The 21,462-nt window shown below is 55.5% G+C and carries 22 protein-coding genes and 1 pseudogene; 12 read left to right on the plus strand and 11 right to left on the minus strand.

The window, feature by feature from the left end; all coding sequences use genetic code 11:
* The first annotated feature begins 41 nt into the window (after nucleotides 1-41).
* The 6 genes from WG891_RS03930 to WG891_RS03955 all read left to right on the plus strand — a co-directional run bounded on the left by WG891_RS03930 (nucleotide 42) and on the right by WG891_RS03955 (nucleotide 6,684).
* Complete coding sequence (locus WG891_RS03930; protein ID WP_076942900.1) at nucleotides 42-761, plus strand: fimbrial biogenesis chaperone; 720 nt, start codon at nucleotides 42-44, stop codon at nucleotides 759-761.
* Nucleotides 736-1,302, plus strand: coding sequence for a fimbrial protein (locus tag WG891_RS03935; RefSeq protein WP_337263496.1), 567 nt, complete (start codon nucleotides 736-738; stop codon nucleotides 1,300-1,302). The genes WG891_RS03930 and WG891_RS03935 overlap by 26 nt, the downstream gene beginning before the upstream one ends.
* A 7-nt stretch (nucleotides 1,303-1,309) precedes the next feature.
* The gene (locus tag WG891_RS03940) at nucleotides 1,310-2,047 is read left to right on the plus strand and encodes a fimbrial biogenesis chaperone (protein ID WP_337263495.1); all 738 of its coding nucleotides are present in this window, start codon (nucleotides 1,310-1,312) and stop codon (nucleotides 2,045-2,047) included.
* Entirely contained in the window at nucleotides 2,047-2,808 is a 762-nt protein-coding gene (locus WG891_RS03945) for a fimbrial biogenesis chaperone (protein ID WP_337263494.1), read from the plus strand. Before WG891_RS03940 ends, WG891_RS03945 begins: the two co-directional genes overlap by 1 nt.
* A 62-nt stretch (nucleotides 2,809-2,870) precedes the next feature.
* Nucleotides 2,871-5,462, plus strand: a complete 2,592-nt coding sequence (locus WG891_RS03950) for a fimbria/pilus outer membrane usher protein (RefSeq protein WP_337263493.1) — start codon at nucleotides 2,871-2,873, stop codon at nucleotides 5,460-5,462.
* 7 nt (nucleotides 5,463-5,469) lie between these two features.
* On the plus strand, nucleotides 5,470-6,684 hold the full coding sequence (locus WG891_RS03955) for a hypothetical protein (RefSeq protein ID WP_241679996.1): 1,215 nt from the start codon (nucleotides 5,470-5,472) through the stop codon (nucleotides 6,682-6,684).
* Nucleotides 6,685-6,721: 37 nt separating this feature from the next.
* Here the strand turns inward: WG891_RS03955 and WG891_RS03960 are convergent, their stop codons facing one another.
* The 10 genes from WG891_RS03960 to WG891_RS04005 form a co-directional block, all read right to left on the minus strand.
* Entirely contained in the window at nucleotides 6,722-8,044 is a 1,323-nt protein-coding gene (locus WG891_RS03960) for an ATP-binding protein (protein ID WP_337263492.1), read from the minus strand.
* Between the two features lie 5 nt (nucleotides 8,045-8,049).
* A complete protein-coding gene (locus WG891_RS03965; protein ID WP_337263491.1) occupies nucleotides 8,050-8,730 on the minus strand; it encodes a response regulator transcription factor in 681 nt (226 codons plus the stop codon).
* Between the two features lie 120 nt (nucleotides 8,731-8,850).
* Nucleotides 8,851-9,732 (minus strand): cysteine synthase CysM, encoded by an 882-nt coding sequence (gene cysM / locus WG891_RS03970; RefSeq protein ID WP_337263490.1) that lies wholly within the window; start codon nucleotides 9,730-9,732, stop codon nucleotides 8,851-8,853.
* Nucleotides 9,733-9,809: 77 nt separating this feature from the next.
* Nucleotides 9,810-10,898, minus strand: coding sequence for a sulfate/thiosulfate ABC transporter ATP-binding protein CysA (gene cysA, locus WG891_RS03975; RefSeq protein WP_337263489.1), 1,089 nt, complete (start codon nucleotides 10,896-10,898; stop codon nucleotides 9,810-9,812).
* Nucleotides 10,888-11,763, minus strand: a complete 876-nt coding sequence (gene cysW, locus WG891_RS03980) for a sulfate/thiosulfate ABC transporter permease CysW (protein WP_076942891.1) — start codon at nucleotides 11,761-11,763, stop codon at nucleotides 10,888-10,890. The genes cysA and cysW overlap by 11 nt, the downstream gene beginning before the upstream one ends.
* Nucleotides 11,763-12,596: a sulfate/thiosulfate ABC transporter permease CysT gene (gene cysT, locus WG891_RS03985; RefSeq protein ID WP_076942890.1), complete on the minus strand. Its 834-nt coding sequence runs from the start codon at nucleotides 12,594-12,596 to the stop codon at nucleotides 11,763-11,765. The genes cysW and cysT overlap by 1 nt, the downstream gene beginning before the upstream one ends.
* On the minus strand, nucleotides 12,596-13,609 hold the full coding sequence (locus WG891_RS03990) for a sulfate ABC transporter substrate-binding protein (RefSeq protein ID WP_337263488.1): 1,014 nt from the start codon (nucleotides 13,607-13,609) through the stop codon (nucleotides 12,596-12,598). The genes cysT and WG891_RS03990 overlap by 1 nt, the downstream gene beginning before the upstream one ends.
* Before the next feature lie 201 nt (nucleotides 13,610-13,810).
* Nucleotides 13,811-14,710: a Dyp-type peroxidase gene (locus tag WG891_RS03995; protein ID WP_337263487.1), complete on the minus strand. Its 900-nt coding sequence runs from the start codon at nucleotides 14,708-14,710 to the stop codon at nucleotides 13,811-13,813.
* 176 nt (nucleotides 14,711-14,886) lie between these two features.
* Nucleotides 14,887-15,471, minus strand: coding sequence for an RpoE-regulated lipoprotein (locus tag WG891_RS04000; protein ID WP_076942888.1), 585 nt, complete (start codon nucleotides 15,469-15,471; stop codon nucleotides 14,887-14,889).
* Between the two features lie 119 nt (nucleotides 15,472-15,590).
* Entirely contained in the window at nucleotides 15,591-16,055 is a 465-nt protein-coding gene (locus tag WG891_RS04005) for a DUF2919 domain-containing protein (RefSeq protein ID WP_076942887.1), read from the minus strand.
* 170 nt (nucleotides 16,056-16,225) lie between these two features.
* Here WG891_RS04005 and WG891_RS04010 point away from each other — a divergent pair, with 170 nt between their 5' ends.
* Nucleotides 16,226-16,624, plus strand: coding sequence for a YgiW/YdeI family stress tolerance OB fold protein (locus WG891_RS04010; protein ID WP_337263486.1), 399 nt, complete (start codon nucleotides 16,226-16,228; stop codon nucleotides 16,622-16,624).
* 38 nt (nucleotides 16,625-16,662) lie between these two features.
* Here the strand turns inward: WG891_RS04010 and WG891_RS04015 are convergent, their stop codons facing one another.
* Nucleotides 16,663-17,088 carry a GNAT family acetyltransferase gene (locus tag WG891_RS04015; RefSeq protein ID WP_076942885.1) on the minus strand — a complete coding sequence of 142 codons (426 nt, stop codon included), beginning with the start codon at nucleotides 17,086-17,088 and terminating at the stop codon, nucleotides 16,663-16,665.
* Between the two features lie 288 nt (nucleotides 17,089-17,376).
* Here WG891_RS04015 and WG891_RS04020 point away from each other — a divergent pair.
* The 5 genes and pseudogenes from WG891_RS04020 to mmuM form a co-directional block, all read left to right on the plus strand.
* Nucleotides 17,377-17,469: pseudogene (locus tag WG891_RS04020) on the plus strand (N-acetylmuramoyl-L-alanine amidase AmiA); the annotation flags it as partial.
* Nucleotides 17,470-17,581: 112 nt separating this feature from the next.
* The gene (gene hemF / locus WG891_RS04025; RefSeq protein ID WP_076942884.1) at nucleotides 17,582-18,502 is read left to right on the plus strand and encodes an oxygen-dependent coproporphyrinogen oxidase; all 921 of its coding nucleotides are present in this window, start codon (nucleotides 17,582-17,584) and stop codon (nucleotides 18,500-18,502) included.
* Nucleotides 18,502-18,954, plus strand: a complete 453-nt coding sequence (locus WG891_RS04030) for a YaiI/YqxD family protein (protein WP_337263485.1) — start codon at nucleotides 18,502-18,504, stop codon at nucleotides 18,952-18,954. The genes hemF and WG891_RS04030 overlap by 1 nt, the downstream gene beginning before the upstream one ends.
* A 127-nt stretch (nucleotides 18,955-19,081) precedes the next feature.
* Nucleotides 19,082-20,497 (plus strand): S-methylmethionine permease, encoded by a 1,416-nt coding sequence (gene mmuP / locus WG891_RS04035; RefSeq protein ID WP_337263484.1) that lies wholly within the window; start codon nucleotides 19,082-19,084, stop codon nucleotides 20,495-20,497.
* The gene (gene mmuM, locus WG891_RS04040; protein WP_337263483.1) at nucleotides 20,487-21,425 is read left to right on the plus strand and encodes a homocysteine S-methyltransferase; all 939 of its coding nucleotides are present in this window, start codon (nucleotides 20,487-20,489) and stop codon (nucleotides 21,423-21,425) included. The genes mmuP and mmuM overlap by 11 nt, the downstream gene beginning before the upstream one ends.
* Nucleotides 21,426-21,462: the final 37 nt, after the last annotated feature.

Raw genomic sequence — 21,462 nt, forward strand, 5'->3', positions numbered from 1 at the left:
GGCATTATTTGCCCCCTTTTTTAGCGCTCAGGAACTGTTATATGTCCCGTATTTTCTCATTGCTCTCATTATTGCTTGCTTGGCTTCCCCTGCTTGCTATAGCTCAAACAGGTGGTTTTGGTATCAATGCCACCCGTCTGATTTATCCTCAGGGAGCTGAGAGTATCAGCGTGACAGTGCGCAATACCATGACAGCACAACCGTATCTGGTGCAGGCTAAAATAAGCGGTTCCCAAGACGGAAGCCAACCCGCCCCTTTTCTGACAAGACCACCGCTATTTAGGCTGGAACCCAACAGCGTCAACCAAATACGTATTTTGGAGCAAAAATCGATATTACCGCGAGATCGTGAATCGGTATTTTATTTTCATGCCAGTGCTATTCCAGCCAGTAGCGCGCCCCTATCCCCTAACCAGCAGTCTGGGGTGCATGGCAATGCCCAATTTGGGGTCGGTAATATCATAAAAATGTTCTATCGCCCAGCCAATCTGCCTTCATCATCCATGGCTGCACAACAAAGCCTGCAATTTTCAAAGGTTAAAGAAGGGCTCCAGCTTAAAAACAATTCTCCCTATTTTGTCAGCTTTGCCAGCCTGCGCGTAGGAAAACAAGCAATCAAACTCGATACACCAGCAGCGTTAATGATTGCGCCATTCAGCAGCCATATTTATCCAACAACAATCGCGCAGGGTTCAGTCATTCATTGGGAAACTATTAACGACGAAGGGGGAATCAATGCGTTCAGCTATAACCTACCGTAAAAAATCTTTTTTGTTGATGCTGTTGGCATTAACGGGCCTGGTAAGTGTGCCTACTCAAGCGGTGACGCTCAATTTCTCTGCCATGCTCAACCCAGGAACATGCACCTTCAGCCTGGATAAAAGCACGCTGGTACTCGATTCGGTTCACCTGTCGCAGTTAACTCCTTCAACCCTGCAGGCAGCACAGCCCTTTACGCTCATCGTTCAGGATTGCAGCGGGACCGACGCCAGCCTCACTCCGGTTGTTAACGTCAGCGGTGACGGCATCACTCGCGACAGTCGTTGGCTGTTCCGCAGCAGTGACTCCATAGCTTCTGGTGTAGGCGTCATGTTGGTAAAAACGGACGTTTCGCCCAGCTACAGTGACACTGAAATCAAAGATGGCGATAACATTCCATTGGCTGCAATGGGGGCTAACCCATCCGATCAGAGTATCAGGTTTTACGCCGTGCTCACCTGCGGCAGCCTGGCATGCACCAGTGGCTCATTAAGCGCTGGGACATTGACAGCCCGCATTCTGTTTAACCTGGCCTATCGCTGAGGCTGATATGTTGCTGATATCGACCTATCGTGCAATAGCGGCTGTCAGTCTTTGCCTGCTGATATCAGAGCAGGCTCTGGCAGCACAGACCACTGCTGGCGGTGGGGTCAGCCTGAGCCAAACGCGTGTAATCTTTTTGTCCTCAGATAAAGCGCAGACTTTAGCGGTGAAAAATACCGGTAATCTGAGCTACCTGATTCAAAGCCGGGTACAGCAAGCGCCTGACGATATTACCCCTGCACCTTTTGTGGTGACACCGCCGCTTTTCACGCTCAAACCTGATAGCCGTCAGCTGCTGCGTATTATCCCGCAGGGCACTGCTCTACCAACTGATCGAGAGTCACTCTTTTATCTTGCGGTATTAGCAATACCCGCTCAGACCGATAACAGCATCCCTCAGACTCAGCTATCAATGGGGGTGCGTTTTATTATCAAGCTGTTTTATCGCCCGGCGGGCCTGAAAATGCCGCCAGGCAAAGCTCTCTGTAATCTGCGTTTTAGCCACACAGCTAACGGGGTACGCGTCGATAATCCGACCCCTTATTTTCAGACGTTGGGGAATCTAAAGCTCAACATGGCCCCGGTCAATCTGGATGCTCAGTCATCCATACTGGCGCCCATGAGTGGGCAGAACTATCCAGCGCAACAACGCATCACCAAGGCCGAATGGCAGACTGTCACTGATTACGGCGGGTTATCCCCCCTATGCCAAGAAACAGTCGCATCTACACAGGAAACACCGTAATGAGCTCTTTATTTCGCTGGCGTTCTGTCGGCTGGATCTTTTGCCTGCTAACGGCCTATGCCAGCACAGTTCATGCACAGACAAACCCTGCTGCCCCAAAAGGCATTTCCTTTCAGGTATTGCGCGTCATTTACCTTGAGAGCGACAAGCGAGGGATCACCCTGACGGCCAATAATACAGCCTCAAGTCCCTATTTGATGCAGTCCCGGATACAACCTGTTGACCCGGTAACCGGCAATGCAGCTGAGGGAAAACATCCGGCCATGCCATTTATTGTCACCCCACCGCTTTCCCGCTTAGAAGCCAACAGCGAATTGACACTGCGTATTCGGCGTAACGGCGAACCGTTACCGGCCGATCGTGAGTCGGTCTTTTTTATCTCGATGAAGGCAATCCCCGCTCAAGTGGCGCCGGAACAGCGTGCGGAAGAGAAACAGATGGTATTGACGGTCACCAGCAATATGAAGGTGTTTTACCGCCCGGAAGGGCTGGTTAAGCGCGCTGTTGCCGACATGGCCCCCAAGCTGAAGTTCCGCCGTGACGGCAACCAGTTGATTGCAGAAAACCCGACACCCTATTGGCTGACCTTTTCACGCTTAACGGTGGGAAAAACTGCACTGGACAAAGCACAGTTGCGCCTGATGGTTCCCCCCAAAGGCCAACAACGCTACCTCTTGCCAAACGATGCCTCTGGCAACGTGACATGGCAACTGATTGATGAAGACGGCTGGGATACTCCCATTGAGCTGCGCCCCCTGTAGGCCTTTTCTGAAGTAATGCATGGAAAAGTGACACTTTAGCTTTCGTTATGGACGCGATAATAATGACAACACGACATACTGATTTCACGCTATTGCCTGTGCTGGCAGGAGCTACCTTACTGGTAAGCGGTACGCCTGCTGTAGCTCGAGACTATTTTGATCCAGGGCTGCTTTCTCTCAGTGGAACAGACGCCGCCACAGTGGATCTGAGCACCTTTGAAACCTCAGGAAAAACACCGCCAGGTACCTACACCGTCTCCCTGTTTATGAACCAGATAGACCAAGGGCAGCACACCTTGATATTCAAGGCCGATGCCAATGGCGATATTAAGCCGGAACTCACACCCGCTTTCCTTAACAAGCTTGGCGTGAATACAAAGGTTTTACCAACCTTTGCTGGGCTAGCACCGGAAGCGCCGGTCAAGAATCTTGCCACCCTTATTCCAGAATCAAAAATCCAGTTCGATTTTGCCCAGCTTCGTCTGGATATCAGCATCCCGCAGGTGGCAATGCAGCCCAATGCACAAGGGGCTGTCGATCCCGCCTTATGGGATCACGGCGTACCCGCATTGCTGTTCAACTATAACCTGAATGGCGGGCGCAACTGGCAGGGGGAACAACCTGGTATGGGCAGTAACACCCAAACAAACCTGTTTGCCAACGTGCAAGGTGGCGCTAACTGGCAAGCCTGGCGCCTGCGCAGCAACATGACCTATTCACGCAACACCAATAATTCGAACGATATGGCTGCTCTGACTACCCAGAGCACGCAGTTTAGCAACACTTACCTGCAACGCGATATCCAACCCTGGCGGTCAGAGATTCTGTTAGGGGAAAACAGCACCGAAAGCGACGTGTTTGACAGCATCCCGTTTCGTGGGGTCAAGCTTAATTCCAGTGACGACATGCTGCCCACTAGCCTGCGTGGCTTTGCGCCGATCATCAGCGGCATTGCCCAAACCAACGCACGCGTCACGGTGAGCCAGAACGGTAACGTCGTCTATCAAACCTATGTGGCTCCAGGGCCATTCCGTATCAATGACCTGTTCCAGACCGGCCAAGCGGGTGACTTGCTCCTCACCATTAACGAATCCGATGGCACCGTCCGCACCCAGACGCTGGCCTTCTCATCGCTCCCGGTGATGCGGCGACAAGGCAGCCTGAAGTATGAAGTGACGGCAGGCCGCTACAACGGGGGCATCACCGTCGACTCGCAGCAGGCGAACTTTGTGCTGGCCACCGCCATTTACGGCCTGCCCCATGATATCACCCTGTATGGCGGTACCCTCTTAGCCAAAGACTATGTCTCTGCCGTAGCGGGTAGCGGCTTCTCCCTGGGCAACTTTGGCGCATTGTCAGCAGACATCACGGCCTCCAGCACCAAATTGCCTGGGCAAGACGCTCATCAGCAAGGGTATTCTTACCGCCTGCGTTATTCCAAAAGCATGCTGAGCACCGGTACAGCGGTGGACCTGACCGCCTATCGCTATTCAACGCGCAACTATTACAGTTTCTCTGACTTCAACAACCTGGGCTTCCAACTCAGTGATGGGCAAGTGCCGTGGGCTCTGGAGCGTCAGCGTTCCAATTTCCAGGTGCGACTCAGCCAGCAACTGGATTCATGGGGCTCACTGTATCTGTCCGCTTCTCGCAACGATTTCTGGGGCAACAACAAGGTGATGAACACGGTATCAGCGGGTTACAACGGCAGCTACCGCGGTGTGAGTTACGGCCTGGCCTACAGCATTGACCGGCTGAAGGGGGATGGCAGTTGGCCAGAGAACCGGCAGTTATCACTGAACATGCAGGTGCCATTGAATATGTTCACCGCATCACCTGCCGCGCGTAACGCCTATGCCAGTTACCAGATGACACACGACAATCATGGGCAGGTCCAGCAGCAGACCGGGATTAATGGCAGCGCGCTCGATAGCCGTATCTCCTATAGCGCAATGCAGGGCTGGTCAAATGGGCAAAACAGTAACAACAGCACGCTGAACGCCGGTTATCAAGGCAGCAAAGGATCAGCCAGTATGGGCTATAGCTACAGCCGGCAGAACCGCTCGTTGAACATGAGCGGTAACGGCGGGATCGTAGTCCATCCGCAAGGAGTAACCCTGAGCCAGATGCTGGGCAATTCGCTAGCCATTGTCAGTGCACCAGGGGCCAAGGGGACCAGCGTGATGAACGGCAACATTCAGACAGACAACCGTGGCTATGCAGTAGTGCCTTACCTGTCGAACTATCAGCTTAACAACGTCAGCTTAAACCCGGCTACCTTGCCGGACGATGTGGATGTTAACCAGTCAAGCCTGAATGTGTACCCAACCAAAGGGGCTGTGGTGATGGCCAACTTTGCCACACACGTAGGCTATCAGGTGTTGATGACCCTGCTGCAGGCAAACAACACTCCGGTACCATTTGGAGCACTGGTCACCATAGAGAACAAGACCGCACAGGAGCCGAATACCGGGATTGTCGGTGAAGCAGGCCAGGTATACCTGAGCGGATTATCGGAACAAGGGAAGCTGAAGGTGACCTGGGGCAAAGAGGCAGACCAGCAATGCCTGGCCGCTTTCAACCTGGCAAAAGTCGCTGCCCCCTCCGTCAACAACCCGGTACGCGTGTTGACCATCGTCTGTCAGGGGAAATAAACACATCATGACAATCTCAAAAGCAGTGAGCATCGCCACAGAGCGTGAAAACAGAAAGAGAGAGACAATGAAAAGCATGCATATACCCTCATCGACTCATCAAAACCGGCCAAACAGTGGTATTGCGCGTCTACTGACCATATTCACTTTATTGCTGGTGTCCGTCCCTTCGTCCAAAGCGGTCGATATCATCACTATCGGCAAAGGAAGCGGTATTGTTTGGGAGGGATACCCCTTTAGTGCAAATTTGTCAGGAAGTATCGCTGATACTAGGTTGTTCAATATTTATGGGATAGCCGCGATATCCGATAGCCCAAACGTCTGCATGGATACTTCTAAACTTGAAGAAATTGGGGGTTATATGGCATTACCGATCGCTATAGGGGTTGGGCTGATCCCTAGGGCGACCATAAGCGCGACCTATCCTCTTACCCCTTCCAACACACAGGAAACGCTAACCGGTACGATAGGATTACCCCGCACGGAAGGGAGAACCAGTTCAGGGTTTGTCATCACGAATCCAACGACGAGTACTCTCTTTACCTCCAGACAGTGGTGTTTACCTCCACGTCAGAACGACGTAGCTTATTTTTATCGGAATGGTTTCCTACGAACTGCTCAACTCTCAGGTACTTGGGTAATGGTGGCTAATGGCAGACAAAGCAGCCAGCAAATCATCATTCCAGCCATGTACGCCGCAAGTTTTCAGGCAGCTCATGCTGGCGCAGATCGTTCTCAACAGATTTTACCCAGTGCTATCACCCTGCGTATCTCTACCTTGGAGTGCACCATAGCCACCACCACCAATATCAACTTTGGCGGAGTGCAACGTAATACCCAAGTTGGGAGCGAGCTGGCACGTTTATCCTATCCGCTCACCGTTGCCTGTTCACAAGATACCGACAAGATTAACGCCAATATCAACGTTCAGTTCCGTGCTGCCAGCGGTCAGTATGAAGGAACTCCGACACGGCTGGCGCTGACCCAAGGCGGTGGCTATATCACGGGTGAAATCGATAACGGCGTAACGGGCAGCGGTGCTTGTAACTTAACCACCGGCATTCCGTTTGATAATACCCAGCTCAAAGTGGGGAGTATCAGCAGCGTCGAGGCCACCAAAGTCACCAATAACCAAATCACCTGGCGCTTGTGCTCTGGTGGAGCAACTTTACCTCTAGGCCCTGTTGATGCCTCAACCGACATGTTGGTCACCTTTAACTAACCTTCAACGATCGGGCGCTGGCATGTAGCGCCCGATCCTATGCAACCCAGCGCGGCACCCGCAGCCTAATCACCAACCCGCCCTGTTCACCATTATGCGCCTCTACCTGCCCACCGTGCGCCAACACCACTTTACGGGCAATCGCCAGCCCCAGCCCATATCCTTTGCCAGACAGCGCCGACTTCACCCGCACAAAGGGATCAAAAATGCTGGAAAGCTTCGACTCTTCTACCCCAGGCCCCTGATCGCGGACCTCAATCTGCAACAGTTGATCAACACAGGTCAGTTCCACCATAACCCGCTGCCCGTGGCCAGAGAAACGCAGCGCATTGCGAATGATATTTTCCACCGCGCGGCGCATCAGTTCCGCATTGCCTTTCACCGTATACTCCACGCCCGAACTGGCCTGCAGCACAATCTCCACGCCGGGGATTTGCGCCTCGTAGCGCGCGTCGTTCACTACCGCATCGACTAATCCGTAGAGATCAAAATACTCTTCATCTGGTAGACAATTACTTTCAGCACGCGACAGGGTCAGCAGTTCGCCGATCATTTTGTCCAGGCGCCCTGCCTCATGCTCAATGCGCTGCAGTGAGTTTTCCACGTTATCAGGATTTTGCCGCCCCAGGCCGATCGCCAACTGTAAACGGGCCAATGGCGAGCGTAGCTCATGGGAAACGTCGTGCAACAGTTGCTCGCGGGCACTGACCAGCAGTTCCAGCCGTTCCACCATGGTATCGAAATCGCGCGCCACTTCGGAAAGCTCATCATGTCGTCGCCGCATTGCCGGAAACAGTCGCACGGCCAAATCCCCCAATGCCACCCGCTCAAAACCGGCACGCAGTTGGCGCATCGGGCGCGTCAGGTTCCAGGCCAATACGGCGCTAAACAGCAGCCCGCCCAAAGCACCCACCCACAGAAATGGATCGGGGATATTGAGAAAGCGCCAACGTTTGGAGGGGCGATACTCTGCCCGCAGCCCTTCAAGGTCATAACTCAGCACATAGCCCTGGTTATCGGCCCCCATCACCCATTTAACCACCTTTGGCGGCAGCCGCCCCGCCTCAGCATTTTCCACGGGTTCCTCTGTGGGTGGCTGCGCTGCCCGAATCACGCTGAAGAAACGGCGCTCGTCAGGTGACCAATCAGCCACCATGGCATTCAGCGCAGGCATACCGCCGCTTTGCAGCACGGTGGCCGCAGAGGTCATTTGCAGGTTGACCATACGCCGGGCAATGCTGGTTTCCGGTGATTGATGGCGATTGCCATAAAAAGTGAAGGTGACCCACAGCGCCTGGGTCATGATGATGAACGTCAACCAAAAGCCGAGCAGGATTTTCCAGAACAGTCTTCCACGCATAGGTGTCACCTGATGCGGTAACCGATACTGCGCACCGTTTCGATGCTCAGCAGGTTACCCGTCAGTGCACCCAACTTTTGGCGGATGTTACTGATATGAACGTCAACGCTGCGATCGTAGGCTTCACGCGGGCGACCCAGCCCTTTCTCCGAAAGCTCGTCTTTGGAAACCACCCGCTCCGGCGAGCGCAACAGCAGCTCCAGCAGATTGAATTCCGAGGCCGTCAGGTCAAACGCCTGCCCTTGCCATTGCGTGATGCGGGTCGATGGGTTGAGGATCAGTTCGCCAAACACCAGGGCAGAATCTTTATCCACCGCTTCCGGTTGTTCTTCAAAACGGCGCAGCACCGCACGCAGGCGTGCCACCAGTTCACGCGGGTAGCACGGCTTGGGTACGTAATCATCAGCCCCCATCTCCAGGCCGATCACCCGATCGATATTGTCGCCTTTGGCGGTCAACATGATGATCGGCAGGCGGCTCTTTCTACGCACCTCACGCAATACTTCAATGCCGCTCATGTCTGGCAGCATTATGTCGAGAATCATCGCGGTATAATGACCAGACAACGCCCCCTCGACTCCAGCCCTGCCGGTCAGCACCAGGGTCGCGTTGAATCCTTCCGCAGTCAGGTATTCGCTCAGCATGGTGCCCAGTTCAAGATCGTCGTCGACCAACAAAATTTTCATGCCTAACTCCCCCGCTGATTTAAGCCATTCTCCCGCTGATTGCTTCATTGCGCAGCCGGTTTTACTTAATCCTTACATATCACACAGCGATGTAAATATATCGACAGCAGGGCAGAGGCATTAATCAAACACACCCGTGGAAAGGTAACGATCGCCGCGATCGCAGATAATCGCCACAATCACGCTGCCGGGGTTGGCCGCGGCGACACGCAGGGCACCAGCCACGGCACCGCCAGAGCTGACGCCGCAGAAGATCCCCTCGCGCTGCGCCAGTTGGCGCATGGTATGCTCGGCCAGGCTTTGGCTCATATCCAGCACCTGATCAACCAGCTCAGGGCGAAAAATGCCTGGCAGATAGGCTGCCGGCCAACGGCGGATCCCCGGAATGCTGCTGCCTTCATCCGGTTGCAGGCCGATGATGTTAACCTGCGGATTCTGGCTTTTCAGGTAGCCACCAACGCCGGTAATGGTGCCGGTGGTGCCCATGCTGGAAACAAAGTGAGTAATGCGGCCTGCCGTTTGCTGCCAGATTTCCGGGCCGGTAGTGGTGAAATGGGCATAAGGGTTGTCCAGATTATTGAACTGATCCAATACCTTGCCCTGCCCCTGCTGCTGCATCTCCAGCGCCAGATCGCGAGCTCCTTCCATGCCCTGTTCACGGCTGACCAGGATCAGCTCAGCACCATAAGCCCGCATCGCCGCCTGGCGCTCCATGCTCATGTTTTCCGGCATCAGCAGCTTCAGCGGATAACCTTTCACTGCGGCAATCATCGCCAGCGCGATACCGGTATTGCCGCTGGTTGCCTCAATCAGCGTATCACCCGGTTTGATCTCACCACGTAGCTCGGCCTGTTGGATCATCGCCAGCGCCGCGCGATCTTTAACCGAGCCTGCCGGATTATTACCTTCCAGCTTGACCCAGACCTCACTGTCCAGCCCTTCAGCCAATCGTTGCAGTTTTACTAACGGTGTATTCCCGATGCATTGTTCCAGGGTGGTCACAATCGTTGCCTGTGTGTCATGTCAAAAGGCAACCCCAGGGTTGCCTTAGATGCGAATAATAGAGGAGTTAAAAACTATCAGGCGCTTTTCGCCAACGCAACCGGTTGTAACAATTGTTCACCGGCATACAGGCGCGCATTCAGGCTGCCGACGTAGTAACGCCCGCCGCGCGTAGGTGCCGTATTGTCTTCCGACAGCACCACGCTGATCGGCTCCTGGTGCCAACCAATCGGCTGCACGGTCAATTGCCAGAAGTGGCCACGCGGGCTGATTTCCAACACCTGTACCGGTAACGGGCAACGGGCGCTGCTCTCGGTGCTGATCTCCATTTCCCACGGGCGCAGGAACAGATCGACACGGCCCTGGTGCATCGGCTGGAACGACAGCGGCCACTGGTGCGCCCCAACAAACAGTTGCGAACCGCGGATCTCGCCGTTCAGGCGATTCACTTCCCCCATAAACTCCAGGACGAAACGGGTGGCGGGCTCACGCATGATCTCAATCGGCGAACCCACCTGCTCGATGTTGCCCTGGCTCATCACCACGATACGATCGGCCACTTCCATCGCTTCTTCCTGATCGTGAGTAACGAATACGCTGGTGAATTTCAGCTCTTCGTGCAGTTGACGCAGCCAGCGGCGCAGTTCTTTACGCACCTGGGCATCCAGCGCGCCAAAGGGTTCATCCAGCAGCAGAATTTGCGGTTCCACCGCCAGCGCCCGCGCCAGAGCCACACGCTGTTTCTGCCCGCCGGAAAGCTGGGAAGGATAGCGGTTAGCCAAATGGCCCAACTGCACCATCTCCAGCAGTTGTTCCACTTTCTGTTTGATCGTGGCCGCATTCGGGCGTTCACGGCGTGGCAACACGCTCAGACCGAATGCGATATTGTCGAAAACCGTCATATGACGGAACAGCGCGTAATGCTGGAACACGAAGCCAACGCGGCGATCGCGCGCATGCACACGGCTGACATCGGTGCCGTGGAAGCCCAGCTTGCCACCGCTCTGGCTTTCCAGCCCGGCGATAATCCGCAGCAAGGTGGTTTTACCGGAACCCGACGGCCCCAGCAGGGCCACCATTTCACCAGAAGGAATATCGAGCGAGATGTCGTTCAATACCTTGGTACGACCGAAAAATTTGTTGATACCGCTGATCTCAATGCTCATGATTTTCCTCCCGCTCAAGACGTGCGTTCTGGCGCGCTAAACGCCATTGCAAACCGCTTTTCAGAAATAGGGTCACTATGGCCATCAGGGTCAGCAGCGCGGCGGCGGTAAAGGCCCCGGCGGTGTTGTAATCCTGATGCAGTAATTCAACTTGCAGCGGCAAGGTGTAGGTTTCACCGCGAATCGAACCGGAAACCACCGACACCGCGCCAAACTCGCCAATGGCGCGCGCGTTGGTCAGCACCACGCCGTACAGCAGCGCCCAGCGGATATTCGGCAGCGTGACGCGGCGGAACATCTGCCAGCCAGAAGCCCCCAGCAGCACGGCGGCTTCATCTTCCTGGCTGCCCTGGCTCAGCATCAGCGGCACCAGTTCACGTACCACAAACGGGCAAGTCACAAACACCGTGACCAGCACCATGCCCGGCCAGGCGAACATCAGTTGGATGTTATGCGCATCCAGCCAGCCGCCGAGCGGCCCATTGGTGCCGTAAAACAGCAGATACAGCAACCCTGCCACCACCGGCGACACGGCAAACGGCATATCGAACAGCGTCAGCAGCAATTGGCGGCCTGGGAAGGTAAAACGCGTCACCAGCCAGGCCAGCAACGTGCCAAACACCAGATTAACCGGCACGGTAATCAACGCCACCAGCACCGTCAGCCAGATGGCGTGCAACATGTCCGGGTTAGACAGGTTTTGCCACACCGCCCCTGCGCCGGAGGAAAAGGCCTCGATGAAAATCATCACCATCGGCACTACCAGCAGCAGAATGGAGAACAGCACGCCGATTGCGATCAGCGCCCATTTCCCCCAGTTCACACGCGGGCGCTCGACACCACGGAAAGCGGTAATATCAGCCATCAGTGCCCCCCGATGCGGCGGCCAAAGCGGCTCTGCAAGGTGTTAATGGCAAACAGCAACAGCAAAGAGGCCGCCAGGATCACCGAGGCGATAGCGCTGGCCGCCGGATAATCGAACTCCTGCAAGCGGACAAAAATCATCAGTGAGGTCACTTCGGTTTTCCAGGCGATGTTACCGGCGATAAAGATCACCGCACCAAACTCCCCCAGGCTGCGGGTAAACGACAGCGCCGTGCCAGCCAGCAGCGCCGGAGCCACTTCTGGCAGCACCACGCGGCGGAAACTCTGCCAGCGCCCAGCGCCCAGCGTTTCCGCCGCCTCTTCATATTCCGGCCCCAACTCTTCCAGCACGGGCTGCACGGTGCGCACCACAAACGGAATGCTGGTGAACGCCATTGCCACCGCAATCCCCAGCCAGGTAAACGATACCTTGATATCAAACTGCGCCAGCCACTGCCCGTACCAGCCGGTCGTAGAAAACAGCCCGGCCAGCGTCAGGCCCGCCACCGCGGTGGGCAACGCAAAAGGCAAATCCATCAGGCCATCCAGCAAAGACCGCCCTGGAAACTGATAACGCGTGAGGATCCATGCCATCAGCATGCCAAACACCGCGTTAAAGATACTGGCTACGCCCGCCGCCAGCAGCGTCACTTTATAGGCAGCCACCACCTGCGGATTGCTGATCACTTCCCAGTATTGCGCCAGGCTCATCTGCGCCAGTTGCATCACCAGCGCACTGAGCGGCAACAGCAAAATCAGGCAGGTATACAGCAGGCTGCTGCCCAAGCTGAGGGTGAAGCCGGGCAGAACCCGCTTGCTGGACAACGCCAACATTACTTACGCCCTGCCGCTAACAGCTGATCCAGCTCGCCGCCGGTCGCAAAGTGCGTACTCATCACCTGCGGCCAACTGCCAAACTGATCTTCCACGCGGAACAGTTTGGTTGGCGGGAACTGGCCTTTTGCCGCATCCATCGCTTTCTGGTCATAGACGCGGTAATAGAAGCTGGTAATCACCTGCTGAGCCGCCGGGCTATACAGGTAATTCAGATAATCTTTCGCTGCCTGTACAGTGCCGTTTTTCTCAACGTTTTTATCCACCCAGGCCACCGGGAATTCCGCCAGAATGTCCACCGGCGGGACGATCACCTCATATTTGTCTTCGCCGTACTGCTTGCGGATATTGTTCACTTCCGACTCAAAGCTGATCAGCACATCGCCCAAACCGCGCTCAACAAAGGTGGTGGTTGCACCACGGCCGCCGGTATCAAACACCACCACGTTTTTCAGCAAACGGGTCATAAACGCACGGGTTTTGGCCTGATCGTTACCTTCGGCCTGGCTGGCTGCGCCCCAGGCGGCCAGATAGGTATAGCGGCCATTGCCGGAGGTTTTCGGATTCGGGAAGACCAGTTGCACGTCATCGCGTACCAAATCGCTCCAGGTATGGATACCTTTCGGGTTACCTTTGCGCACCAGGAACGCCATGGTGGAATAGAAGGGGGAGCTGTTATTTGGCAGACGCTGTTGCCAGTCGGCAGGGATCAGCTTGCCGCGATCGTGCAGGATCTGCACATCGGTAACCTGGTTATAGGTCACCACATCGGCCTTAAGCCCCTGGAGGATCGCCAATGCTTGCTTAGAAGAACCGGCATGAGACTGTTTGATCGTCAGTTTGTCTTTTGGATGTTGTTGATTCCACTGCTGTTCAAAGCCAGGATTCAGCGCGGCAAACAATTCACGGGAAACGTCGTAAGAGCTATTGAGCAATTCAGCAGCAGAAAGGCTACCGCTGGCCAGTAACAGCGCCGCCAGCCCTCCTTTCAGCACACTCTTTTTATCTTTCATTCTGCACCTTATCACTCAGTCAAACCGCCGGGCTTTTGCCCTGATGCAGACCAGTGTATTTATAACTCGATGCAGAGCTGTAACGCTTTTATATACCGTTTAGTGATTTTCAAGCATCAAATGCTATAAGGCAGGAAGGAAGCGGTTTTGCCGTGGGAAAAGGCAACCGGGGCCAACGCATGGCTGGCCCCGGGTAAAGCATCAAAGCGCCAGCAGGCGCGTCAACGACGGGGCAAAGTAGTAGCTGCCGGTCACCGCCCGGCTGAAGCGCAGCAAAGCATCGTGTTTGCCATCCCGTTCGCCGAACATGCTCAGCAATTGCTGTTCAATATTGTGCAGGCGCGCGCAGTAGGCAATAAAGTACAGGCCATGCTTGCCGCTGGCGGTACCGTAAGGCAGGCTCTGGCGCAGGATTTTCAGCCCTTTCCCGTCTTCTTTCAGGTCAACGCGGCTGACGTGCGACGTCTCAGGCCGTTGCTCCGGCGGCAGTTCTTCGCTGCTCTGCTTGGTACGGCCAACGATCTGTTCCTGCTGTTCGGTAGTGAAACGCTGCCACTGACGCAGATTATGCTCGTAACGCTGCACCAGCACATAGCTGCCGCCGGCGTCCTCTTCGCCTTCACCAATCACCGCCACCACAGGGCGCTGTTCACCCTGCGGGTTTTCGGTGCCGTCGATAAAGCCGCTCAGATCGCGCTCTTCTACCCAACGGAAGCCGTGAGTTTCTTCTTCAACCCGAATGGTATTGCCAAAGGCTGCCAGCGCCGCCTGTGCCAACGAGAAATTGACGTCATGGCGCAGCGACTGAATATGGACCAGTAAATCACGCTGGGTCGCCGGTGCCAGGCCTTTGCCCAGCGGCGTAAAAGGCTTCAGCTCTTTGGCACCCTGGCCGTTCGAAAGATCGTGCCAAACGTCCGCGCCAAAAGCCAGCACCGCGCCCACATGGGCATCCGGGAACTGCCGCTGCAGTTCGCTAAGCGCCTGACAGAATTGCTTGCACCCTTGACGCAAATCGGCGAATTCGCCCTGAACCATGGCTTCAATAAAGATGCCAAAACGGCAATGTTCCAGCAGGATCCCGCTCTGAACCTGTGTCATGTAGTTATCCTCATACCTGAATGGGTAACAGGTTGGCGTTCACCGCATAGGTTCCCTGTTACAAACGCACATTATCTTAGCCCATGCGAATAAAATTACCTTGGCTGAGCGCAAAGAATAAAGCCGGGTTGAGCACGAAAAAACGCAGGTGCCGCCTAAGTGCCCCCGCTGGAGGCTCATTGTGCTTTGGCGTGCCAGATGATTTTACTGACCGTCCAATTCCGCAGGGTGTCATCCGGTGGAATAATGTCCTGAGGGCCGGCCCACTTGCCACTGAAGATATAGGTCACGTACCGGCTCTGTTCAGCCACACACTCGACATTACCCGCCTCATCACCTTCACCCGGTTTACAGGCACCATAGGCTTTGCTGAACAGATCGCTGAACGGTGTGCCCAGTTTGCTGCCCCATTCGGTGGCGATCTTGGGATCCATGACGTCGACGCGCTGCGCATAGCCTTTCGGCTCGCCGGTGATCACCAGTTTCACGTTGTCGCCATCCAATGCCTGATAATAGGCAACGATCTGGCCGTTGCTGGTCGCCATGCCCCCGCGCATGCGGTAGTTATTGTTCAAGCCTTCGCCAAGCGCGCTTTCTGTCATTGAGGTTCCGGCATTGATACCGCCGACGCCTTTGCCGCTGACTTCCACGCTGCCGCCGAACCAGTTGAACGGTGACAGGCTGGACCAGGAGAAGTTACTCAAGGTCGAACAGCCGGTCAGTAGCAGCGGTAGCCCCAACAGCAGTGGGCGAATATTCATCTTATAGCTCCTTAACATCAAACACATTGGCTGTCTCAGCCTCTCATAACAGCCCTGGCGGCACCATCGGTTGCGAGCTTGGAGTGCGCAAATTGCGAAAAGTGCCGCAAAAACAGCAATTAGTCCAGCTCTTCCGGCGGTATAAAACAGGCCTTCAGGCGTTGATTAAGCAGCAGATAGCCCAATGCCAACGCATCTGACAGCGCCAGAATACTATCCAACAGTGGCTCATTAGCGCCCTGCTGCCATAGGCTATGGAGCGCCCCCAGCAAGGCCGCCACTAAAGAGAGTGCCAGCACCCAACGCCAGCAGCGCCACAAACGCGGCCAGTGCTGGCGGCGGCCACAGATCAAGAAAGCCAAAGCCGCTGGCAGGCCCAGCAACATGCCGTACCAAAAGCGCTGGGTATCGGGGTAGAACAGTTGCAGCAGCCCGGTTCCCTGATCGCGCGAGGCTCCCGCCATCACGAACAATATCCAGGTACGGGCCTGCAGTATCAGCACGCTCCAGAACCATAGGGGCAAGCGTAATAAGCCGTGCTGATCGTAGTCGTCCGGCGAGAACCGGTGTGCTGAATCCTTCAAACGCTATTCCTTGCTGATGCCATAATGATTCATACAAATGGCGACAGCGTGGGCCATTTTCAATCTCCGGCTTAAGAAGCTCTTAAGATCTTTATGGTTTAATCTTTACCATCAAACAGCAGCCTGATGAGTAAGGCTATTGATTCTCATACAAGATAAGGAAAGCACCGATGAAAAAAATCACTTTGGCACTCTTAATCGCGCTGTGCAGCGCACCGGTTTTGGCACAGCAGGGCGGGTTCCTCGATCCCAACGCACCGCAGGCCCAGACGCATAACGGCCAGCAAGGCGGTTTTGCCGGCCCAAGCGCAACGCTGACCACCGCGGATAAGGTCAAATCGCTGAACGACAATACCTGGGTGATGTTGCAGGGCAACATTGAACAGCGCGTGGGGGATGATACCTATACCTTCCGCGATGCCACCGGCACCCTGACGGTCGAGATCGATAAAAAACGCTGGAACGGCCAGACCATCACCCCGCAAGACAAAGTACAGTTGGAAGGGAAAGTGGATAAAGAGTGGAACAACGTGGAAGTCGACGTCAAAAACATCAAAAAGCTGCCATAACCGCTAATCAGGGCGGTAAAAATTTACCGCCCTGAAGGCTAATATTCCTGATCTTCAATCAGCCGCTTGCCCAGGCTGGTAATCCCCTGGATCTCATAACCGAGCTTTTCGTACATCTCGATCACGGTATCGTTGTCTTCACGCACCATCAGTTGAATCTTCGGGCAACCGCGCGCAATCAGCTTTTTTTCCAGCCGGTTAATCAGCGCATTGGCAATGCCACGGCCACGATAATCGGGGTGGACCCCCAGATAATAGGCCGAACCCCGGTGGCCATCGTAGCCCCCCATCACTGAGCCCACCACTTCACCACCCACTTCAGCCACCAGAAACAGGTCTGGATCGTGATTCAGTTTACGTTCGATATCCATTTCAGGATCGTTCCATGGCCGCAGTAAATCACAACGCTCCCACAGGGTGATGACCTCTTCAAAGTCGTCTTGCCGAAATACGCGAATTTCCATCAGATATGCGCCATTATAAAAAGGGTTACTCTGATTATACTCAAAGCCGTTAGCATTGCAGCCACGCGCTACCTTAGCGTAATAAATAGCAATAGTTATCAAGTCGATTAATCAAGATCAATAGGCTATAACGTCGCGAAACAGTCCTTCTGTTGGAGCCGAGTGTGATGAAAAAACCGATTGAACGCTATCTCAGTTTTAACCCCCTCAAGGCTCCACCAACGCGCCGCCAACTGTTGCTCTCCGGCCTATTAGGTGGGGTAGCGCAACAGGCTAAGGCCAGCGACTCCGGCGGAAGAGCGCCTGCTGGGCACCACCGCGTTCCGCGAAAAAATTGCCCGCGCAATCGCCGACGGGATAATCGGCATCTTCCGTTATTAGTAGCGCCCACAGCTCCTCCCACTGATTGGCGGGGTTGTTCCCTTGCTGCAACCCCAATCACTTTGCGTATATACTTAGCGCCCTGTTCAGCCACCCGTTGCGAATAACCCGTATGAGTTTACCCACCATTAGCGCCGTAAAATCCTTTCTGCTGGCGCTGCAAGATCGCCTTTGCGAACAATTGGCACAGGCCGACGGCAGTGCAGGCTTTCATGAAGATCGCTGGGAACGTGCGGAGGGCGGCGGTGGCCGCAGCCGGGTGTTGACCAACGGTGCGGTATTTGAACAGGCCGGGGTAAATTTCTCCCACGTTTCCGGTGCCACGCTGCCCGCCTCTGCCACCGCTCATCGCCCCGAACTGGCCGGGCGCAGCTTCCAGGCCATGGGGGTTTCGCTGGTGATCCACCCGCTCAGCCCTTACATCCCGACCAGCCACGCCAACGTGCGTTTTTTCATTGCCGAAAAACCGGGTGAAGAGCCGGTGTGGTGGTTCGGCGGGGGTTTCGATCTGACCCCGTTCTACGGGTTTGAAGAAGACGCCATCCACTGGCACCGCACGGCGCAGCAGCTTTGTGCACCATTCGGTGACGATGTTTACCCGAAGTACAAAAAGTGGTGCGACGACTATTTCTTTATCAAACACCGCAACGAAGCACGCGGCATTGGCGGCCTGTTCTTTGACGATCTGAACACTCCAGACTTTGATCGCTGTTTCGCCTTTACCCGCGCGGTGGGTGAAGGCTTCCTCGACGCCTATCTGCCGATTGTGGCAAGGCGTAAAACATTGCCATGGGGGGAAAGCCAGCGTCAATTCCAGCTTTATCGCCGTGGCCGCTATGTGGAATTCAATCTGGTGTGGGATCGCGGTACGCTGTTCGGCCTGCAAACCGGTGGCCGCACCGAATCGATTTTGATGTCGATGCCGCCGCTGGTGCGTTGGGAATATAACTATCAACCGGAAGCAGGTAGCCCGGAAGCCGCGCTATATCGCGATTTTCTGCCGGTACGCGACTGGTTGCAGGAGCAGAAATAATGCAGATTTGGGTCGATGCGGACGCCTGTCCGAACGTGATCAAAGAGGTGCTGTTCCGCGCTGCAGAACGCACCGCCATGCCGGTTACGCTGGTGGCCAACCAGCCGCTGCGCACACCGCCGTCTAAATTCATCCGTACCTTGCAGGTTGCGGCGGGTTTTGACGTGGCGGATAACGAAATCGTGCGCCGCTGCGCGCCGAACGATCTGGTGATCACTGCCGATATCCCACTGGCCGCCGAGGTGATAGAAAAAGGGGCTATCGCCCTCAACCCGCGCGGCGAGCGCTACACGCCAGATACCATTCGCGAACGCCTGAATATGCGCGATTTTATGGATACCCTGCGCTCCAGCGGCATCCAGACCGGCGGGCCAAATACCTTAAACCAGCGCGATCGCCAGCAATTTGCCAACGAACTGGATAAATGGCTGCAACAGGCGAAGCGGGCGTAGTAACTTTCAGTGAACGGCTCAGCCGTTTTTTGGCTTATTCATCTTGGCATGACGTTGATTTCATCCGGTATTGCGGGTATAACCATTAGCCATCTGGCTATTTAGCCGTCTATACGGATAAAAAATTATGCAACCAACGCCCCCCGTTGCAGGGCAATTCAAGCGCACCATGAAAGCCCGGCATCTGGTGATGCTCTCCTTGGGCGGCGTGATCGGCACCGGGCTGTTTTTCAACACTGGCTACATCATTGCCACTACCGGGGCACTCGGCACGCTGCTGGCTTATCTGATCGGTGCCCTGGTGGTGTATCTGGTGATGCTGTGCCTAGGTGAACTGGCGGTCGCTATGCCAGAAACCGGCGCATTCCATGTCTATGCTTCACGCTATCTGGGCCCGGCAACCGGTTATACCGTGGCCTGGCTGTATTGGCTGACCTGGACCGTCGCCCTTGGTTCCAGCCTGACCGCCGCCGGATTCTGTATGCAATACTGGTTCCCGCAGTCGCCGGTCTGGTTATGGTGCCTGATTTTTTGCACTGCGATCTTCCTGCTCAACATCATCACTACCCGTTTCTTTGCTGAAAGTGAATTCTGGTTCTCGCTGATTAAGGTGGTCACCATTCTGGCGTTTATCGTGCTGGGCGGCGCGGCCATGTTTGGTCTGATACCGATGAAAGACGGCACGCCTGCACCGTTTCTGCATAACCTGACCTCATCCGGCTGGCTGCCTAACGGCACATTGCCGATCCTGATGACCATGGTGGCCGTGAACTTAGCCTTCTCGGGGACGGAGTTGATCGGCATCGCCGCCGGTGAAACGGAAACCCCGGAAAAAGTCGTTCCCTTGGCGATCCGCACCACGGTGATCCGCCTGATGGTGTTCTTTATCGGTACAGTATTTGTGCTGGCCGCGCTGATCCCGATGGACCAGGCTGGTATTGTCAAAAGCCCGTTTGTGCTGGTATTCGAACGGATTGGCGTCCCTTACGCCGCCGACATTTTTAACTTCGTGATCCTGACCGCCATTCTTTCCGCCGCCAACTCCGGCCTGTATGCTTCGGGCCGCATGCTGTGGTCGCTGGCCCATCAGCGCACGCTGCCAGCGTATTTTGCACGGGTCAATGCACGCGGCATCCCGATCAACGCTCTGACCTTCAGTATGCTCGGCGGTGTATTGGCGCTGCTGACCAGCGTGATCGCCCCCGATACGGTATTTGTCGCGTTATCAGCCATTTCCGGCTTTGCGGTGGTGGCGGTCTGGTTAAGTATTTGCGCCGCGCACTTCGCTTTCCGCCGCGATTATCTGCGCAGCGGCCAGCCGCTGGCTGGGCTGAAGTATCGCGCCCCCGGTTACCCGCTGACGCCGATTGCTGGCTTCGCGCTGTGCCTGCTGGCCTGCATTGGTCTGGCGTTTGATCCCGAGCAGCGCATTGCGCTGTACTGTGGCCTGCCGTTTGTCGCGCTGTGTTACCTGCTCTATTACCTGACCCGCCGTGCCGGGCAGAAAACCTTACTCAAGATCGGAGAAGACCATGTCGGTTAATAACCCTATCGCCCCTCTGCTGGCAGATAACCGCACCTTGATTCTGGACGGTGCTTTGGCTACCGAGCTAGAAGCGCGTGGCTGCGATCTTACCGATCCGCTGTGGTCAGCCAAGGTGCTGATCGAAAACCCGCAACTGATTTATCACGTCCATCTGGACTATTTCAACGCCGGGGCACAGTGCGCCATCACCGCCAGCTATCAGGCGACGCCACAGGGTTTTCTGCGCCGCGGGCTTGATGAGAAGCAATCGCTCGCGCTGATCGCTAAAAGCGTGCAGTTGGCGCAGCAGGCGCGTGCGGATTATCTGGCCACGCACCCGCAGGCTGCACCCTTACTGGTCGCCGGTTCCGTCGGCCCTTACGGTGCCTATCTGGCCGATGGCTCTGAGTATCGTGGGGATTACCGTTTGCCGCAGGAAGAGATGATCGCATTTCATCGCCCGCGTATTGCAGCCTTAGCGGCCGCCGGGGTTGATCTGCTGGCCTGTGAAACCCTGCCCTCTTTCGCCGAGTTGCAGGCGTTGTTGGCACTGTTGCAGCAGTTCCCGCATTTAGGCGCCTGGTTCTCGTTCACATTGCGTGATAGCCAGCATCTGAGCGATGGTACGCCGCTGGCTGAAGCGATCGCCGCGCTGCAGGGTAACCCACAGGTACTGGCTATCGGGATCAACTGTATTGCGCTGGAAAACGTTACCCCGGCTTTGCAGCAGTTTGCCGCACTGAGCGATAAACCGCTGCTGGTTTATCCTAATTCCGGTGAACACTACGATGCGGTGAGCAAAACTTGGCACCCTTGCGGCAGCGATCCGCATCATCTGATCAACCAGATCGCAGACTGGCAGCGCAGCGGTGCGCGCCTGATCGGTGGCTGCTGCCGGACCACGCCTGCGGATATTCAGGCGATTGCCGAGCGCTGCAAAGCGTAAAAAAACGCCCCCTGCAGCCGCAGCAACAGGGGGAGTT

Source organism: Serratia sp. MMO-28 (assembly GCF_037199905.1).
In the GTDB taxonomy this organism is placed as follows: Bacteria; Pseudomonadota; Gammaproteobacteria; order Enterobacterales; family Enterobacteriaceae; genus Chania; species Chania oryzae.

Excerpts from the sequence above, each read along its gene's own strand:
- WG891_RS03930 (WP_076942900.1), top strand. The coding sequence starts at position 42 with ATGTCCCGTATTTTCTCATTGCTCTCATTATTGCTTGCTTGGCTTCCC.
- WG891_RS03935 (WP_337263496.1), top strand. The coding sequence starts at position 736 with ATGCGTTCAGCTATAACCTACCGTAAAAAATCTTTTTTGTTGATGCTG.
- WG891_RS03940 (WP_337263495.1), top strand. The coding sequence starts at position 1,310 with ATGTTGCTGATATCGACCTATCGTGCAATAGCGGCTGTCAGTCTTTGC.
- WG891_RS03945 (WP_337263494.1), top strand. The coding sequence starts at position 2,047 with ATGAGCTCTTTATTTCGCTGGCGTTCTGTCGGCTGGATCTTTTGCCTG.
- WG891_RS03950 (WP_337263493.1), top strand. The coding sequence starts at position 2,871 with ATGACAACACGACATACTGATTTCACGCTATTGCCTGTGCTGGCAGGA.
- WG891_RS03955 (WP_241679996.1), top strand. The coding sequence starts at position 5,470 with ATGACAATCTCAAAAGCAGTGAGCATCGCCACAGAGCGTGAAAACAGA.
- WG891_RS03960 (WP_337263492.1), bottom strand. The coding sequence starts at position 8,044 with ATGCGTGGAAGACTGTTCTGGAAAATCCTGCTCGGCTTTTGGTTGACG.
- WG891_RS03965 (WP_337263491.1), bottom strand. The coding sequence starts at position 8,730 with ATGAAAATTTTGTTGGTCGACGACGATCTTGAACTGGGCACCATGCTG.
- cysA (WP_337263489.1), bottom strand. The coding sequence starts at position 10,898 with ATGAGCATTGAGATCAGCGGTATCAACAAATTTTTCGGTCGTACCAAG.
- cysW (WP_076942891.1), bottom strand. The coding sequence starts at position 11,763 with ATGGCTGATATTACCGCTTTCCGTGGTGTCGAGCGCCCGCGTGTGAAC.
- cysT (WP_076942890.1), bottom strand. The coding sequence starts at position 12,596 with ATGTTGGCGTTGTCCAGCAAGCGGGTTCTGCCCGGCTTCACCCTCAGC.
- WG891_RS03990 (WP_337263488.1), bottom strand. The coding sequence starts at position 13,609 with ATGAAAGATAAAAAGAGTGTGCTGAAAGGAGGGCTGGCGGCGCTGTTA.
- WG891_RS03995 (WP_337263487.1), bottom strand. The coding sequence starts at position 14,710 with ATGACACAGGTTCAGAGCGGGATCCTGCTGGAACATTGCCGTTTTGGC.
- WG891_RS04000 (WP_076942888.1), bottom strand. The coding sequence starts at position 15,471 with ATGAATATTCGCCCACTGCTGTTGGGGCTACCGCTGCTACTGACCGGC.
- WG891_RS04010 (WP_337263486.1), top strand. The coding sequence starts at position 16,226 with ATGAAAAAAATCACTTTGGCACTCTTAATCGCGCTGTGCAGCGCACCG.
- WG891_RS04015 (WP_076942885.1), bottom strand. The coding sequence starts at position 17,088 with ATGGAAATTCGCGTATTTCGGCAAGACGACTTTGAAGAGGTCATCACC.
- hemF (WP_076942884.1), top strand. The coding sequence starts at position 17,582 with ATGAGTTTACCCACCATTAGCGCCGTAAAATCCTTTCTGCTGGCGCTG.
- WG891_RS04030 (WP_337263485.1), top strand. The coding sequence starts at position 18,502 with ATGCAGATTTGGGTCGATGCGGACGCCTGTCCGAACGTGATCAAAGAG.
- mmuP (WP_337263484.1), top strand. The coding sequence starts at position 19,082 with ATGCAACCAACGCCCCCCGTTGCAGGGCAATTCAAGCGCACCATGAAA.
- mmuM (WP_337263483.1), top strand. The coding sequence starts at position 20,487 with ATGTCGGTTAATAACCCTATCGCCCCTCTGCTGGCAGATAACCGCACC.